Below are 14,638 nucleotides of genomic sequence, written 5' to 3'. Positions count from 1 at the left end.
ATCCACCGTACGACCCCGCACTGACAACCGGGCCCGATCACCTGCTCTGCGGGGTGCGGGACCGGCGGTACGCACGCTCCGACACGGGGCGGAGACGACGACCGGAGTGCACGACGACGGGATGGGCCGGGATGCCCGGTCGCCTGATCTCCGCGGGGCGCCGGTCGGGCTTGCCCATGATCATCTGCGGATCGAACATCACGACGACGCCCGCCAGGCAGAGGAAGGCCAAGGGGCCGATCATCATGGGCGCGAGCAGCGCGGCCGCCGAGTCCCCGGCAGGAGTGGCGCCGGTCGAGCCGTGCAGGTGGACGCTGAGCGCGGCCATGCCCATGTAGTGCATACCGCTGACGGCCAGCCCCATGACGAGACTCGCTCCCACGCTCCAGAGGAATCCACGCACCTGTCCCGCGGCCCAGAGGGCGGCGGTGGCGGCCACGACGGCTATGACGACCGAGGCGGAGACGGTGAGGGTGTTGTACGCGAGGTTCCCGTTGAGCCGCATCCCGGCCATGCCCAGGTAGTGCATCGAGGCGATGCCCAGGCCGGTGACGGTCCCTCCGGTGAAGAGCGCCGTCCCGGAGGCACCCTGGTATCCGACGATGAAGATCCCGGCGCCGACCATCAGGACAGCGACGCCCAGACTCGCGAAGGTCGTCGGCTTGTCGTAGTGGACGGGGGTCTCCTCGACCGTGAATCCCATCATCGCGATGAAGTGCATCGTCCATATGCCGGACGCGATCGCGACCGAGCCGAGCGCGAGCCAGCCGGCCCGCCAGGAACCGGCGACGAGCAGGGATCTGGTGGTGCAGCGAAGTCCCAGCGCTCCGCCCAGGCAGGCCATGAAATACGCCACCAGCGGTGTGACGAGTCCGTACGTGAAGCCGTCGACTGTGCCCTGCATGCGCGGCTGCCTTTCCCGCCCTGTTACTCCTGGAACTGTCCGAAATACCCCCGCCCTCCGGACCGCCGGAGCGGACCGGGTTGAGGCGAGAGTATGACCCCCACCGGAATGGTCGAACGATAATCCGGCAAAGAATCACGACCTCTCCCCACTTGTGCTGCTGCAGCGAGCGGACTTGGACAACTCCATTCAATCCGCGGCCATCCCGCCTCCCCCCTCCGTCGACTCTCTGCTGTCAATCTTGTGCTGTCCGTGATCGTCCGACGCGAGGAGAACGCATGCACGCGCGCGTTGCCGCCGCCACGACCGCCGCGCTTCTTGGGGGAGCCGTTTTGATACTGCCCAGCCCGCACGCCAAGGCCGGCGGCCGGATCACGGCGCCGCTGGTCGTCGCCCACCGCGGCGCCTCGGCCTACGCTCCCGAGAACACCCTGGCCGCCATCGACCGCGCGTCCGAGCTCGGGTTCGACTGGGTCGAGAACGACGTCCAGCGCACCAGCGACGGCCGGCTGGTCGTCCTCCACGACGCCTCGCTGGCGCGCACGACCGACGTCGAGGAGGTGTATCCCGGCCGGAGTCCCTGGAAGGTCAAGGATTTCACCGCGGCCGAGATCGCCCGCCTGGATGCCGGGAGCTGGTTCGGGCCCCGGTTCGCGGGCGTGAAGGTGCCGACGCTGCGGGAGTACATGGAACGCCTCTCGCGCAACCACCAGAAGCTCGTGCTGGAGATCAAGAACCCCGAGCTCTATCCGGGCATCGAGCGGCAGACGCTCAAGCTCCTGAGCAACGAGGGCTGGCTCGACCCGGTGCACGTCAGGGACAGGCTGATCGTCCAGAGCTTCAGCGCGGACAGTGTCCGGACGGTGCACCGGCTGCGGCCCGGCATCACGACGGCCTTCCTGGGGACGCCTCCGATCGCGCGGCTGCCCCAGTACGCGGAGTTCGCCGACCAGATCAACGCGGATCACCGGTCGCTGTCGTCCGACTACGTCGCCGCGGTCCACGCCCTCCACGGTCCGCACGGCCCGATGAAGGTCTTCGCCTGGACCGTGGACGACGCCGCCACCGCGCGGCGCCTGGCGGGCTTCGGCACGGACGGCGTCATCACGAACGCGCCCGACGTGATCCGCGCGGCTCTGCGCTAGCGCGCCGTCGCCCGGGACGCGGACGGGCGCCGGTACGCGCGCCCCGGGCATTGTCAGTGGCGGGCCGTACGGTGGATCGCGTGAACAGCCATGGGCGGTACGAGCAGCAGGTCGTGTGGTCCGTCGTCGGCACGGACATCGGTCCGCTGTTCCTCGCGGCGACGCCCCACGGCTTGGTCAATGTCGTCTTTCACGCGTCGGACGCGGTGCGTGACAAAGCGCTCGACCGGCTCGCGTCCCGTCTGGGCAGCGAGCCCGTCGAGGCGCCCGGGTCCCCGCTGCTGGCCGAGGCGATACGCCAGATCGAGGCGTACTTCGCGGGCGAGCGGCACGACTTCGACCTGCCGCTCGACTGGTCGCTGATCTCGGGGTTCAACCGCCAGGTGCTGCGCGAGTTGAACTCGGGCGTTCCGTTCGGTTCCGTCGTCGCCTACGGCGACCTGGCCGGACGGGTCGGCGAGCCCCGGGCGGCGCAGGCCGTGGGGGTGGCCATGGGCTCGAATCCGCTGCCGGTCGTGGTGCCCTGCCACCGGGTGGTCGAGAGCGACGGCGGCATCGGCGGTTTCGGTGGCGGTCTGGAGACCAAGCGGAAGTTGCTGGCGCTCGAAGGAGTCCTCCCGGAGCCGCTTTTCTGAGGTCGCGGCGCACCTCTGCGGCGTTCGAGCGCAGGGCGGAGGCCGCAGAGGTGCGCCGTGCGGGGATGCGTGCGGTGGAGCGTCCGCCCCTCAGGCCCTCAGAGGCTGATGTGGTACGCCTTGCGAAGCGTCTCGTGCACGGTCCACGTCGTACGGTCGCCCTCGCGCAGGAACGCCGCGTCGCCGGGGCCCACTTCGATGACGTCGCCGCCCTCCACCTCGATGGTGGCGCGGCCACTGACGACGACGAAGAGTTCGTTCGCCTCGGTGTCGGTCACCACGCCGGGCGTGATCTGCCAGATGCCGCGCAGCTGCTTGCCGTCGGCGGACTCCCACAGCACCTTGCCCGTCACAGCGGGATCACCGGAGACGATCTGGGCCGGGTCCAGCGGCTCGGGTTCGAGTTCGGCGTCGGGAATGTGCACGGCGAAGGACGGCGTGGCCTGGGAGTTCATGGTCATGAGCGGACACCCTAAGGGCTTGCCCGCCGCCCGGGGCGACGAGGGTCTGGCTGACGGGCGCGGCAGCGCACCGCACTTCGAGAAAGCCTGACGCGGAGGGTGGCCGTAGCGCGCGGCCGGTAGCAGACTCCGCCCTGCGAACAGCCGCTGGCATCCGAGTCACGGAGCCGAAGGGACGGCGATCACGCATGAGCGGAAGCGGAAACAGGGCAGTCGCGTATCTCAAGCCTGGTGCGGTGGAGGTCAGGACCATCGACCACCCGACGCTTGAACTGCAGGACGGGCCGGGCGTGGCTCGCGCGAACGTCGGCCGCAAGTGCCGGCACGGAGTCATTCTCAAGGTGCTCGCCAGCAATATCTGTGGCAGTGACCAGCACATGGTGCGGGGCCGTACGACCGCGCCCGAGGGGCTGATCCTGGGACACGAGATCACCGGAGAGGTACTGGAGCGCGGTCCGGACGTCGAGTTCATCGAGGTCGGGGACATCGTGTCGGTGCCGTTCAACATCGCCTGCGGGCGGTGCCGCAACTGCAAGGAGCGCAACACCGGCGTCTGCCTGAACGTGAACCCGGCGCGTCCGGGGGCGGCCTACGGCTATGTCGACATGGGTGGCTGGGTCGGCGGCCAGGCCGGGTACGCCATGGTCCCGTACGCGGACTTCAACCTGTTGAGGTTCCCGGACCGCGACCAGGCGCGCGAGAAGCTCCTGGACCTGACCATGCTGTCGGATATCTTCCCGACCGGATTCCACGGCGCGGTCACCGCCGGCGCCGGGGTCGGTTCGACGGTGTACGTCGCCGGAGCGGGCCCGGTCGGCCTGGCCGCGGCGGCGTCGGCGCAGCTACTGGGCGCCGCTGTCGTCATCGTCGGGGACCTCAATGCCGAACGCCTCGCCCAGGCGCGGAGTTTCGGCTGCGAGACCGTCGACGTCTCCCAGGGCGGCGTGGAGGACCAGGTCGCGCAGATTCTCGGCTAGCCCGAGGTCGACGCGGCCGTCGACGCGGTGGGCTTCGAGGCGCGGGCGCACGGCCGGGACGCGCAGGAGGCGCCAGCGACCGTCCTCAACTCGCTGATGGGGGTCACCCGCGCGGGCGGCGCCCTCGGCATCCCCGGCCTCTATGTCACGGACGACCCGGGAGGGATCGACCAGGACGCGAGGACCGGGACGCTGAAGGTGCGTCTGGGCCTGGGCTGGGCCAAGAGCCACCGGTTCACCACGGGTCAGTGCCCGGTGATGCGGTACCACCGGGGGCTGATGAAGGCGATCCTGCACGAGCGGGTGCATATCGCCAAGGCGGTCAACGCGACCGTGATCGGCCTGGAGGACGCACCGCGCGGCTACGCCGAGTTCGACCGTGGCGCCGGGCGCAAGTACGTCCTCGATCCCCATGGGGCACTGACCGGCGTACGGCCCGTCTGACCCGGCCTGTCCGACCCGCGTTGTCGAAGGGGTGCTCCCGCGCGCGTGGGGCACCCCTTCCCCGCGTGGGGGACGAGGTCCCGCCCCGGCGAAAGGGCTACTCGCAGTACCGGGCCCCGGAAACGCTCCCGTCCGGGCCCGGAAGCGGGAGCCGCGCCTGGCACGGTCGAGACATGGCGAGTTGTCCGTCATGCGCCAGGCTGGTGTCGTACGCCGCTGGCCGCAAGGGTTTGGCCGGGCGCGCCGCTCGCCAGAGATCCAGGGACGGGAAACGTCGACCGACGACAGGAGGCAGGCGCGTGATCGTGGTGTCCGAAGAGGTGCGGGAGGCGCTCGACGCGCGCCGGCCGGTGGTGGCCCTGGAGTCGACGATCATCGCCCACGGGCTGCCCCGCCCGCGCAATCTGCAGGTCGCGCTCGAACTGGAGGAGGTCGTACGGCAGGAGGGCGCCGTCCCCGCGACGATCGCCGTGCTCGACGGCCGGCCGCGCGTCGGTCTGGACAAGGACCAGCTGGAGCGGGTCGCGAACGAGGACGGCATCCGCAAACTGGGCCACCGTGACCTGCCGCTCGCGGTGGCCGCGGGGGCGAGCGGGGCGACGACCGTGTCCGCGACGGCCCTGCTGGCGGCCCGCGCGGGGGTGCGGGTGTTCGCGACGGGAGGGCTCGGCGGCGTGCACCGCGAGTGGACGGTGACCCAGGACGAGTCCGCCGATCTGGGCCTGTTGGCACGTACCCGGATCACGGTGGTGTGCGCGGGCGTCAAGTCGATCCTGGACGTGCCCGCGACGCTGCAGCGCCTGGAGACGCTGGGCGTGACGGTGGCCGGATACGGCACGGACCGGTTCCCCGGCTTCTATCTGTCCGACTCGGGGCACCCCGTGGACTGGACCCTGGAGTCCCCCGAGCAGGTGGCGGAGGTGATGCGCGCGCAGGACGCGCTGCACGCCCCCGACGCGTCGCTCATCGTCGCGAACCCCGTCCCCGAGGAGGAGCAGCTCGATCCCGCGCTCCACGCGCGCGTGCTCGCCGACGCGCTGCGCGCGTGCGAGGCGGAGGGTGTGACCGGACAGGCGGTGACGCCGTTCCTGCTCGGCTATCTGGTCCGGCACACGGACGGCGCCTCACTCGGCGCCAATCTGGCGGCGGTACGGGGCAACGTACGTCTCGCGGGGCGGATCGCGGCGGCCTGGGCGGGGGTGTGAGCGACGCGGACCGGGGCATCCCGGACAGCGGTGCCGGTACGGCCGATCAGGGCGACCCGGCCCAAGGCGCTCTGCTCGTCGTCGGGGACGTGGTCACGGATGTCGTCGCACGCCATCGCGGACCGCTGGCCGCCGGTACCGACACCGTCGCCGCCATCCGGACCGTACCGGGCGGCGCGGGCGCCAACGTCGCCTGCTGGGCCGTTCACGGGGGCTGCGCCGACGTGCGGCTGCTCGGCCGCGTGGGCGGCGACGCCGCGGCGTGGCACGAACGTGAACTCGCCGCGAGCGGCGTACGGCCCCTCCTGGTGACCGATCCGCAGACGCCGACCGGGACGGTGATCTGCCTGGTGGACACCGGCGCGTCGGCGGAGCGTACGTTCCTCACGGACAGCGGGGCGTCACTGCGGCTCGCGCCGGGCGACTGGTCGCCCGCGCTGCTCGACGGGGTCGCGCGGCTGCACCTGTCGGGCTACCTGTTCTTCTCCGAGCCGAGCCGGGCGCTGGTGTCGGTGGTACTGGAGTCGGCACGCGCGCGTGGTGTGCCGGTGAGCCTCGACCCGGCGTCGGCGGGGTTCCTCACCGAGCTGGGTGTGGACCGCTTCCTGGAACTGTGCGCGGGCGTGGACGTCCTGCTGCCCAGCCGTGACGAGGCGTGCCTGCTGACCGGACTGCCCGATCCGGCCGACGCGGCGGCCAAGCTGAGCCGCCATTTCCCCTTGGTGATCGTCAAGTTGGGGGGTGACGGGGCCCTGGTCGCCCGTTCGGGGTCGGTCCGGGTCCGTGTCCCGGCGCTGCCCGCGACGCCGCGGGACACGACGGGCGCCGGTGACGCGTTCACCGGCGCGTTCCTCGCCGCACTGCTCGCGGGTGCCGGGCCCGAGGAGGCGGCGACGGCGGGGTGCGCGGCGGGGGCGAGGGCCGTGGAGCGGGTCGGCGGAAGACCGCCCGCGGGAAGCCGACGGCGACGCGCGGGAGAGACGCGGGCCCGCTGACCGCCTCGACCGTACGAGGACGAAGGTGAGGGCGGGGGCGAGGGCGAGGCGAGGCGAGGACATACCGCCGCGCCCGATTCCCTGCTTCTCGCCCTCGCTCAGTTCTTGCGCCCCCAGGCCGAGATCATCGGCGCCGTCGCCAGGTCCATGGACCCTGCGGCGACGTTCGCCAGATGCCGGTCGATCTCCTCCTGGGTGGCCAGGCCCGCGGTGACGAGCTGGTCGCGGATCTGACGGATCGTCGCGGACTCCAGCGTGGTGCAGGCGGGTGACGTCACGGGGAAGTACGCGTCGGCCTCCACGCCCCGCAGTCCCGCCTCCCGGAGCAGCCGCGGGAGTTTGCGGCCGTACGCGAGGTCGGCGCCGCGATCGGCGAGCAGTTCGCGGAAGCCCTGGCGCAGCCGGTTCGCGAGCTGCTGTTCGGGGCCGTACTCGTCGGGGCAGAGCAGAGGCTGCAGGGCGGGGTCGGCGTCCTCGACGAGGATCCGGCCGCCGGGCCGCAGGGCCTTGATCATCGACCGCAACGCCCTCTCCCGGTCCGGCACATGGACCAGTACGAGCCGGGCGTGCACGAGATCGAAGCCCTCCCCCGGCGGTTCCTCGGCACCCACGTCGTGGACGCGGACCTCGACCGGTGAGCGTGCCACGGAGGCGGCCCACGAGGTGTCGATGTCGGTCGCGACGACCTTCCCCGTCGGACCCACCTTCTTGGCGAGCCAGGACACGACGGACGTGCCGCCCGCCCCGACCTCCCAGCAGCGCCAGCCGGACCCGACGCCGAAGCGCTCCATGTGCCGGAACGTCGTGGGGTCGAAGAGAGTGGCGAGGGCGTCGAAACGCTGCCCCGCCTCGGTCTGCTGGTTGTCGAGGAGATACCCGTCGGCTCGCGTCATAGGGAGATCATCCCAGTTGTCCCGCTCGTCGGGAATCGTTGACGCTCCCGTTGTCGGCACCCGCGTCATGTGACGGGCCCGGCTCGGCGGCACCAGGCGCGGCCAGGTGACGCCGAGTGACACCAACCCGTTCGAGTGCCCCACACCGCGGAACGGAATGTTCCGTTCCCACAGCCTTTTCCGGTGTCCCATCCGGCCTGGCAGACTGGCCCGCCAGGCGCAAGGTGCGGCCCGAGGAGATCCACGCGAGGAGATCCAGATGTCCATGGCAGGGAATTTGCGGAGGGTGACGGCTCTCGGTGCGGTCGACGGCCTCCGCAGAGTGGCACGGCTGACACGGCGGCGCCGCCGTGTCGACCTGAGTCACCCCGCCCGGTCGCCGTTGGGCTCCGCGGTGGTGAACTGTGTGGCGTACCAGGACGGTGTCCGGATCCCCGAGGGCCGCGACCTGGTCGACACCGTGCAGCGGATCCGCAAGCACGACGAGGGATTCGTCTGGCTCGGACTGCACGAACCGACCGACGTGGAGTTCGCGGGCATCGCCGAACTCTTCGACCTGCATCCACTGGCCGTCGAGAACTCGGTGGAGGCGCATCAGCGTCCGAAGCTGGAGCGGTACGGCGACACGCTGTTCGCGGTGTTCAAAACGGTCTGCTACGTGGAGCACACGGAGTTGACCGCGACCAGTGAAATCGTGAACACCGGCGAGATCATGGTGTTCGTCGGGCCGGACTTCGTCATCACCGTGCGGCACGGGCGGCACGGATCCCTAGGCCCGCTGCGCGAGGAGCTGGAGTCCGATGCACAGCAGTTGTCCAAGGGGCCGGCCGCGGTCCTGCACGCGATCGCGGACCATGTCGTCGACGACTATGTGAACGTGACTGACTCGGTCCAGGCGGACATCGACCAGGTCGAGGCCGATGTGTTCGCCGAGAACGGCGCGCGCGCGGACGCCGGCCGCATCTACCAGCTCAAGCGTGAACTCCTCGAACTGAAGCGGGCCGTGGTCCCGCTGGCCCGCCCCGTCCAGGAGCTGGCGACGAGGCCGGCCCGCGTGGTCGCCCCGGAGATACAGGCGTACTTCCGTGATGTCTCCGACCATCTGCTGCGGGCCACCGAGCAGATAGCCGCCTTCGACGAACTGCTCAACTCGATCCTGCAGGCACATCTCGCGCAGGTGACGGTGGCGCAGAACGAGGACATGCGGAAGATCACGGCGTGGGCGGCGGTCATCGCCGTCCCGACCATGGTCTGCGGTGTGTACGGCATGAACTTCGACAACATGCCCGAACTGCACTGGAGGTTCGGCTACCCCATCGTCATCGGCGCCATATCCATCGGCTGCCTCGTCCTCTACCGAGGGTTCCGGCGCAACGGCTGGCTCTGACACGACTCTCGCCCGGCACGGCCGGCCGGACGAGAGCACGCCACCTGTTCGGCAGGGTGCCGGGGCGTTTCGGGCCGCTGCCCGGTCGGAACGGGAGGGTCGGGAAGGCCGGGGACCGACCGGGTCGGACGACCGGGTCAGCCCATCGCGCCGCTCGCTCCCCTCGCGTAGACGCTCTCGACCCAGGCGGCGAGTTGTTCGTCGCTGACGTGCTGGGCGAGGTCGGCCTCACTGATCATGCCGACGAGTCGCTTGTCCTCGATCACCGGAAGCCGGCGGATCTGGTGCCCCTTCATCTCCTGGAGCACTTCGCCGACATCGGCGCCGGCATCGATCCAACGCGGTGTGCCTTGGGCCATCTCGCCCGCGGTGACCTGCGCGGGGTCGTGGCCCATGGCCACACAGCCGACGACGATGTCGCGGTCCGTGAGGATGCCGCAGAGGCGTTCGTTCTGGTCGCTGATGGGCAGGGCGCCCACGTTGAGCTCGCGCATCAGCTGGGCGGCGCGGTCCAGGGTCTCGTGGGCGGGGATCCACTGGGCACCACGGTGCATGATGTCTCCGGCGGTGGTCATGTAGTACCTCCCGGTGCCGGACGGCCGGCGCGGCGCGGAACACACCGCTAGTCCCGGCGCCCTTTATTCTCGCCGCGCCCCAGGGGCTGCGCACCTGGAAGTACGTGTATCCGGGCGGCCGGCGGACCGGGACGAGGCCGAGGGGACGGGGCGAGCACGAGGGGACGGGGCGAAGGCCGAGGGGACGGGGACGGCCGTCGTGGTCAGCCGTTCCACGCAGGTCAGCCGTTCCACGCCGGGTGGCGGGGGTCGTCGGCTCGCACCAGGAGGTCGGCCGTGGTGACCGGGCCCACCTCGCTCTCGTAGCGGGCGAACGCGGGGAGAGTCCAGTGCTCCGCCTCGGGGGTACGGCGGCGGAGGGCACCCGGGGAGAGGAGTACGTGGACGCTGAGATCGAACGGGAACCAGTGGCGCAGAAGGAGGGGGCCGTGCAGCAACAGGATCCCGCCGGGCGGGAGTTGGACGTAGGGACTGCGAGTGGCCCGGTCGGTGGCGGGGTCCCGGAGGTCGGGCAGGACCCTGCCGTCGCCGCCGGGTTCGAGGGGGCCGAAGACCTCGCGCCAGAGAGCGCCGGTGTCGAACCAGCCGTCGTAATAGGCCTCGACGTCCTGGTGACCGTATTCGAGCCGGAGCGAGGCGGGGCGCAGGAAGCCCTCCGCGCCGACGACCAGCGAGGAACGGCCGCGTATGCGCAGCGCCTCGGAGACGCGGTGCGCGAGTTCGCCGGGGCGGGCGGCCGGGGCTCCGTCGAAGGCGATGCGGGGCCAGGGGCCGCCGTCCTCCGGCTTCAGGTCGAGCAGCCGGTCGGCGAGGAGGTCGCCGAGCCGTTCCCAGGTGATCGCTTCGAGTCGCACAGGGCCCATGATGCCGCGAGCGCGAAGGGACCCGGTCGCCGCTGCGGGCCACGAGGGGGCGCGGGAGGCATCGGGCGGCCTGGACGCGGGGCGTGCGGGGGCATCGCCCGGCGACGCAGATGTGGCGCCGGTCCGGGGAAGGAACCGCGTATGGCACCGATCGTCGATCCCCCGCACCGGAACGGACTTCTCGTCGTCCAGCCGCTCAAGAAGCGGCACTGTGTCGAGTGCCGGAGCGGGCCGCTCGCGCTGCTGGTGCTGGAGGAGGGGGCGCCTCGGTGCCTGGACTGCGCGGATCTCGGACACCTGGTGTTCTTGCCGCGCGGCGACACCGCGCTGACGCGCAGATCGCGGGAGGGCAGCACGCTGTCGGCCGTCGTGGTGCGGTTCAACCGGCGGCGGGGCCGGTACGAGCGGCAGGGCGTCATGGTCGAGGAGGCGGCGCTCGCCCTGGCCGAGGAACGGTGTCTGGCGGACGCGGAGGCACGGCGGCGACGCCGGGCACGGGACGCTCAGCGCCGGGAGGCGGAAGATGTCCGCTTCACGGACGCGTTCGCACGGGAGATACGCCAGCTGTTCCCGCGCTGTCCGGCCGACCGGGCGCGAGCGATCGCCGCACATGCCTCGGTACGCGGCAGCGGGCGGGTCGGGCGGAGCCCGGCGGGCCGCGCGCTGTCCGAGGCGGCCGTGACCGCTGCGGTGCGCGCGTCCGTACGGCACACGGAGACCCCGTACGACCATCTGCTGATGAGCGGCGTTTCGCGGTACGAGGCGCGCCGCCGGATCGCGGCCACGGTGGACACGAGGCTCTGGGAATGGCGCGACGACATCACCGCGCGGGCGTGAGTGAAGGCTCACGCAGGCGTGAAGTGACGCTCACGTGAGTGTGAGGGGGCACTCGGCGGGCGTCGGTGGACGCTCGCACAGGGGTCCGCGTCGCTCGGCCATGGCCACTGCCGTCCTAGCGGATCTCACTTGTGGTGAGGGTCGGCGCTGTGCAGGATCTTGGGTTCGGCCGGTTCGACGCGGGAGTGGACATGATCGATGGACCGTATTTCGTACTGACACTGCTGGGGGTGCTCGGCTGCGGGCTGGTGGCAGGGGTGTTCTACGGGTTCTCGAGCTTCGTGATGAGGGCGCTCGCCCAGCTGCCGCCGGCACAGGGGGTCGCCGCGATGAACGCGATCAACGTCGCCGCGGTCCGCCCCCCGTTCATGCTGGTCTTCGCCGGGTCGGCGGTGCTGTCCTCGGTACTGGCGGTGGTGACGTTCGTGCTGCTGCCGGACGGGGGGACGGTGGAGTTGCTGCTCGGCAGCGCGCTGTATCTGTTCGGGGCGTTCGGGGTGACGATAGCGGCGAACGTGCCGCGCAACGACGCGCTGCTGAGGCTGGACCCCGGAGCACCGGAGGCCGCCGTCCACTGGCCCACGTATGTGCGCCAGTGGACGATGTGGAATCACGTCCGCACCGCCGCCTCGGCCGCCGCGGCGGTGTCGTACGCGCTCGCCCTCACCTGAGCCGCCCGTCCCTCCCCCAGCTGTGTGTCCGTCCCTCCCCAGCGGTGTGTCCGCGTCTCCCCCGGCCGGGTGCGCGTCCGCCCTCGTCCGGGCCCTCGGTCCGCTGTCGTCCGGGGCGGCGGCGTGTGCGCGGGCGACGTATCGTGGCTGGAAAGGAGTGCTGCCCGGATTCCGCGGCCGATGACGGCCGACCGCCGTGCGGCCCCGAACCGGTACGCGTACATGAGGGAGACGGCCATGGCCGATCCCAAGGGTTTCATGACCACACCGCGCCAGGAGTATCCGCGCCGGCCCGTACAGGAGCGGGTGCGGGACTGGAACGAGGTGTACGTTCCCGGAGCCCTGCTGCCGATCATCGAGAAACAGGCCGACCGGTGCATGGACTGCGGCATCCCCTTCTGTCACGACGCGTGCCCACTGGGCAACCTGATCCCCGAGTGGAACGACCTCGTGTCGCGGGACGACTGGCGGGCGGCGAGCGACCGGCTGCACGCCACGAACAACTTCCCCGAGTTCACCGGCCGGTTGTGCCCCGCGCCGTGCGAGGCGGGCTGTGTGCTGGCGATCAACCAGCCGGCGGTCACCATAAAGAACGTCGAGGTCGCCATCGCCGACCGTGCCTGGGAGGACGGGTTCACCCCGCCGCGTCCGCCGGACCGGCTCTCCGGGCGGACGGTCGCGATCGTCGGATCGGGGCCCGCCGGGCTCGCCGCGGCCCAGCAGTTGACGCGGGCCGGGCACACGGTGGCCGTGTACGAACGGGCCGACCGGATCGGCGGTCTGCTGCGCTACGGAATCCCCGCGTTCAAGATGGAGAAGCGGCAGCTGGACCGGCGACTGGCCCAGATGCGCGCGGAGGGAACCAGGTTCCGTCCGTCGACGGTGATCGGCACCGACATCGGAGCGACTGAGCTCAAGGCACGCTACGACGCCGTGATCCTGGCGCTCGGGGCCACGGCCTGGCGCGAACTGGACGTTCCCGGAAGGGAGTTGTCCGGCATCCATCAGGCGATGGAGTATCTGCCGCTGGCCGACCGGGTGTGCGAGGGGGATCTGGAGGTCTCCCCGTTGTCCGCGGCCGGCAAGCATGTGGTGATCGTCGGCGGCGGTGACACCGGAGCCGACTGCCTGGGGACGGCCGTGCGCGAGGGCGCCGCGTCCGTGACCCAGCTCGACATCTATCCGCAGCCGGAGGCCGAGCGCGACGAGGATGCCGAGCCGTGGCCGACGTATCCGAAGATCTACCGGCTCTCCGCCGCGCACGAGGAGGCCGGCGCGCTGGGCACGGCACCCGCGGCGGACGCGGACGCGCGGCTCTTCGCCGCGTCCACGCTGCACTTCGAAGGAGGCGCGGACGGTCGGGTGCGGTCGCTGCGTCTCGTCGAGGTCGACGAGCGGCGACGCCCGGTCCCCGGTTCCGGGCGTATCCTGCCCGCCGACCTCGTGCTGCTCGCCCTCGGCTTCCTGGGCCCGGACCGGCACGACGGCCTGATCGACCAGCTGGGAATCGCACTTGAGCCGCGCGGCACGATCGCCCGCGACGCCGGATTCGGCACCGGCGTTCCCGGGGTGTACGTCGCCGGGGACGCGGCCCGCGGCGCGTCGCTCGTCGTGTGGGCGATCGCCGAGGGCCGGGCGGTCGCCGCGGCCGTGGACCGGGCACTGATCGGGGCGGGCCGCCCGCGCCTGCCGGCCCCGATCGGACCGTACGACCGTCCTATGACCGCGTAACGCCGACGGAGCCGCGCCCCGCGCCATTAAAGGACGGACCCGCCGCAATATCCCGTATCCAGGAAATCACGGCGGGATGCTCAACTCCCTTGAAATCCCTACGGTTTGCGTCCCACCGCCCCGTAGCCGGGGATCACCCCGTCGTCCTGTCCCGGCACCGGTTCGCCCAGTTCCGGGTGCCACTCGGGAACCACCGCGACGCCCGGCTCGACCAGGTCGAGGCCGTCGAAGAAGCGGGTGAACTCCTCGCGGGAGCGCAGCGCCAGGGTGACGCCCACCGCCTTGAGCTTCGCGATCGCCGCCGCCGACTCCTCGGGAGTGAAGTCGGCGGTGGCGTGCGTGACCATCAGATAGCTTCCGGAGGGCAGTTCGGACAGCAGGCGGTCGACCAGGGCGTGCGCGCCGTCCGCGTCGGAGACGAAGTGGAGCAGCGCCACGAGGGAGAGCGCCACGGGCCGGCCGAAGTCCAGGACTTTCCTGGCCCCGTCGAGAATGGCGTCCGGGTCCCGCGCATCGGCCTGCAGATACTCGGTCACTCCCGCGTCCGAGCTGCGCAGCAGGGCCGCCGCGTGGGCCAGCACGATCGGGTCGTTGTCGCAGTACACGACCCGTGCGTCGGGTGCGACGGACTGCGCGACCTGGTGAAGGTTCGGCTCGGTCGGGATGCCGGTGCCGATGTCGAGGAACTGCCGCACACCGTTCTGGGCAAGCCAGCGTGTGGCACGGTGCATGAAGGCGCGGTTGACCCGGGCCATCACCGGCACCCTCGGATCGAGGGCGAGCATCTGGCGGCCCATTTCCTCGTCGACGGGATAGTTGTCCTTGCCGCCGAGATACCAGTCGTACATCCGCGCGGGATGCGGCTTGCTCGTGTCGATTCCGATGGGGGGCTGCCCGGTCATGACGGTCTCCGTA

General features: G+C 71.2%; 14 protein-coding genes and 1 pseudogene. 9 read left to right on the top strand and 6 right to left on the bottom strand.

Annotated features, from left to right (window positions below):
• Positions 1-37: 37 nt before the first annotated feature.
• Entirely contained in the window at positions 38-904 is an 867-nt protein-coding gene (locus tag ACZ6KY_RS01700) for an MHYT domain-containing protein (RefSeq protein WP_469308295.1), read from the bottom strand.
• Positions 905-1,182: 278 nt separating this feature from the next.
• On the opposite strand from ACZ6KY_RS01700, the gene ACZ6KY_RS01695 reads away from it, so the two are divergent.
• Both ACZ6KY_RS01695 and ACZ6KY_RS01690 read left to right on the top strand, forming a co-directional pair.
• Positions 1,183-2,049, top strand: coding sequence for a glycerophosphodiester phosphodiesterase (locus tag ACZ6KY_RS01695; RefSeq protein WP_469308294.1), 867 nt, complete (start codon positions 1,183-1,185; stop codon positions 2,047-2,049).
• A gap of 80 nt (positions 2,050-2,129) precedes the next feature.
• Complete coding sequence (locus tag ACZ6KY_RS01690; RefSeq protein ID WP_469308293.1) at positions 2,130-2,684, top strand: methylated-DNA--[protein]-cysteine S-methyltransferase; 555 nt, start codon at positions 2,130-2,132, stop codon at positions 2,682-2,684.
• 98 nt (positions 2,685-2,782) lie between these two features.
• On the opposite strand, the gene ACZ6KY_RS01685 is transcribed toward ACZ6KY_RS01690, so the two are convergent.
• The gene (locus ACZ6KY_RS01685; RefSeq protein WP_266757515.1) at positions 2,783-3,145 is read right to left on the bottom strand and encodes a cupin domain-containing protein; all 363 of its coding nucleotides are present in this window, start codon (positions 3,143-3,145) and stop codon (positions 2,783-2,785) included.
• A gap of 188 nt (positions 3,146-3,333) precedes the next feature.
• On the opposite strand from ACZ6KY_RS01685, the pseudogene fdhA reads away from it, so the two are divergent.
• From fdhA to ACZ6KY_RS01670, 3 genes and pseudogenes are all read left to right on the top strand, one after another.
• A pseudogene (gene fdhA, locus ACZ6KY_RS01680) lies at positions 3,334-4,566 on the top strand (formaldehyde dehydrogenase, glutathione-independent).
• A gap of 299 nt (positions 4,567-4,865) precedes the next feature.
• Entirely contained in the window at positions 4,866-5,771 is a 906-nt protein-coding gene (locus tag ACZ6KY_RS01675) for a pseudouridine-5'-phosphate glycosidase (RefSeq protein WP_469308292.1), read from the top strand.
• Between the two features lie 17 nt (positions 5,772-5,788).
• The gene (locus ACZ6KY_RS01670; protein ID WP_469308496.1) at positions 5,789-6,766 is read left to right on the top strand and encodes a carbohydrate kinase family protein; all 978 of its coding nucleotides are present in this window, start codon (positions 5,789-5,791) and stop codon (positions 6,764-6,766) included.
• Between the two features lie 98 nt (positions 6,767-6,864).
• Here the strand turns inward: ACZ6KY_RS01670 and ACZ6KY_RS01665 are convergent, their stop codons facing one another.
• Positions 6,865-7,659, bottom strand: coding sequence for a methyltransferase domain-containing protein (locus ACZ6KY_RS01665; RefSeq protein ID WP_469308291.1), 795 nt, complete (start codon positions 7,657-7,659; stop codon positions 6,865-6,867).
• Between the two features lie 259 nt (positions 7,660-7,918).
• Between ACZ6KY_RS01665 and ACZ6KY_RS01660 the strand changes: the two genes are divergently transcribed.
• Positions 7,919-9,046 carry a magnesium and cobalt transport protein CorA gene (locus tag ACZ6KY_RS01660; RefSeq protein WP_469308290.1) on the top strand — a complete coding sequence of 376 codons (1,128 nt, stop codon included), beginning with the start codon at positions 7,919-7,921 and terminating at the stop codon, positions 9,044-9,046.
• A 137-nt stretch (positions 9,047-9,183) separates the two neighbouring features.
• On the opposite strand, the gene ACZ6KY_RS01655 is transcribed toward ACZ6KY_RS01660, so the two are convergent.
• Both ACZ6KY_RS01655 and ACZ6KY_RS01650 read right to left on the bottom strand, forming a co-directional pair.
• Complete coding sequence (locus tag ACZ6KY_RS01655) at positions 9,184-9,621, bottom strand: CBS domain-containing protein (RefSeq protein WP_469308289.1); 438 nt, start codon at positions 9,619-9,621, stop codon at positions 9,184-9,186.
• 221 nt (positions 9,622-9,842) lie between these two features.
• Complete coding sequence (locus tag ACZ6KY_RS01650) at positions 9,843-10,484, bottom strand: nucleoside/nucleotide kinase family protein (protein ID WP_469308288.1); 642 nt, start codon at positions 10,482-10,484, stop codon at positions 9,843-9,845.
• A gap of 141 nt (positions 10,485-10,625) precedes the next feature.
• Between ACZ6KY_RS01650 and ACZ6KY_RS01645 the strand changes: the two genes are divergently transcribed.
• The 3 genes from ACZ6KY_RS01645 to ACZ6KY_RS01635 all read left to right on the top strand — a co-directional run bounded on the left by ACZ6KY_RS01645 (position 10,626) and on the right by ACZ6KY_RS01635 (position 13,723).
• On the top strand, positions 10,626-11,321 hold the full coding sequence (locus ACZ6KY_RS01645; protein ID WP_469308287.1) for a DUF2293 domain-containing protein: 696 nt from the start codon (positions 10,626-10,628) through the stop codon (positions 11,319-11,321).
• Between the two features lie 191 nt (positions 11,322-11,512).
• Positions 11,513-11,992: an anthrone oxygenase family protein gene (locus ACZ6KY_RS01640; protein ID WP_469308286.1), complete on the top strand. Its 480-nt coding sequence runs from the start codon at positions 11,513-11,515 to the stop codon at positions 11,990-11,992.
• 237 nt (positions 11,993-12,229) lie between these two features.
• Positions 12,230-13,723, top strand: a complete 1,494-nt coding sequence (locus ACZ6KY_RS01635) for a glutamate synthase subunit beta (RefSeq protein ID WP_469308285.1) — start codon at positions 12,230-12,232, stop codon at positions 13,721-13,723.
• 98 nt (positions 13,724-13,821) lie between these two features.
• On the opposite strand, the gene ACZ6KY_RS01630 is transcribed toward ACZ6KY_RS01635, so the two are convergent.
• A complete protein-coding gene (locus ACZ6KY_RS01630) occupies positions 13,822-14,625 on the bottom strand; it encodes an SAM-dependent methyltransferase (RefSeq protein ID WP_469308284.1) in 804 nt (267 codons plus the stop codon).
• Between the last annotated feature and the right edge of the window lie 13 nt (positions 14,626-14,638).

The organism is Streptomyces sp. NPDC042002, from assembly GCF_055588305.1.
The sequence above is the reverse complement of the archived record's forward strand: the minus strand, read 5'-3'. Positions and strand labels throughout refer to the sequence as shown.

What these genes read in the sequence shown, in the direction of transcription:
- ACZ6KY_RS01645 (WP_469308287.1), top strand. Translation starts at nt 10,626, where the DNA reads ATGGCACCGATCGTCGATCCCCCGCACCGGAACGGACTTCTCGTCGTC.
- ACZ6KY_RS01655 (WP_469308289.1), bottom strand. Translation starts at nt 9,621, where the DNA reads ATGACCACCGCCGGAGACATCATGCACCGTGGTGCCCAGTGGATCCCC.
- ACZ6KY_RS01640 (WP_469308286.1), top strand. Translation starts at nt 11,513, where the DNA reads ATGATCGATGGACCGTATTTCGTACTGACACTGCTGGGGGTGCTCGGC.
- ACZ6KY_RS01630 (WP_469308284.1), bottom strand. Translation starts at nt 14,625, where the DNA reads ATGACCGGGCAGCCCCCCATCGGAATCGACACGAGCAAGCCGCATCCC.
- ACZ6KY_RS01665 (WP_469308291.1), bottom strand. Translation starts at nt 7,659, where the DNA reads ATGACGCGAGCCGACGGGTATCTCCTCGACAACCAGCAGACCGAGGCG.
- ACZ6KY_RS01700 (WP_469308295.1), bottom strand. Translation starts at nt 904, where the DNA reads ATGCAGGGCACAGTCGACGGCTTCACGTACGGACTCGTCACACCGCTG.
- ACZ6KY_RS01635 (WP_469308285.1), top strand. Translation starts at nt 12,230, where the DNA reads ATGGCCGATCCCAAGGGTTTCATGACCACACCGCGCCAGGAGTATCCG.
- ACZ6KY_RS01660 (WP_469308290.1), top strand. Translation starts at nt 7,919, where the DNA reads ATGTCCATGGCAGGGAATTTGCGGAGGGTGACGGCTCTCGGTGCGGTC.
- ACZ6KY_RS01685 (WP_266757515.1), bottom strand. Translation starts at nt 3,145, where the DNA reads ATGACCATGAACTCCCAGGCCACGCCGTCCTTCGCCGTGCACATTCCC.
- ACZ6KY_RS01650 (WP_469308288.1), bottom strand. Translation starts at nt 10,484, where the DNA reads ATGGGCCCTGTGCGACTCGAAGCGATCACCTGGGAACGGCTCGGCGAC.
- ACZ6KY_RS01695 (WP_469308294.1), top strand. Translation starts at nt 1,183, where the DNA reads ATGCACGCGCGCGTTGCCGCCGCCACGACCGCCGCGCTTCTTGGGGGA.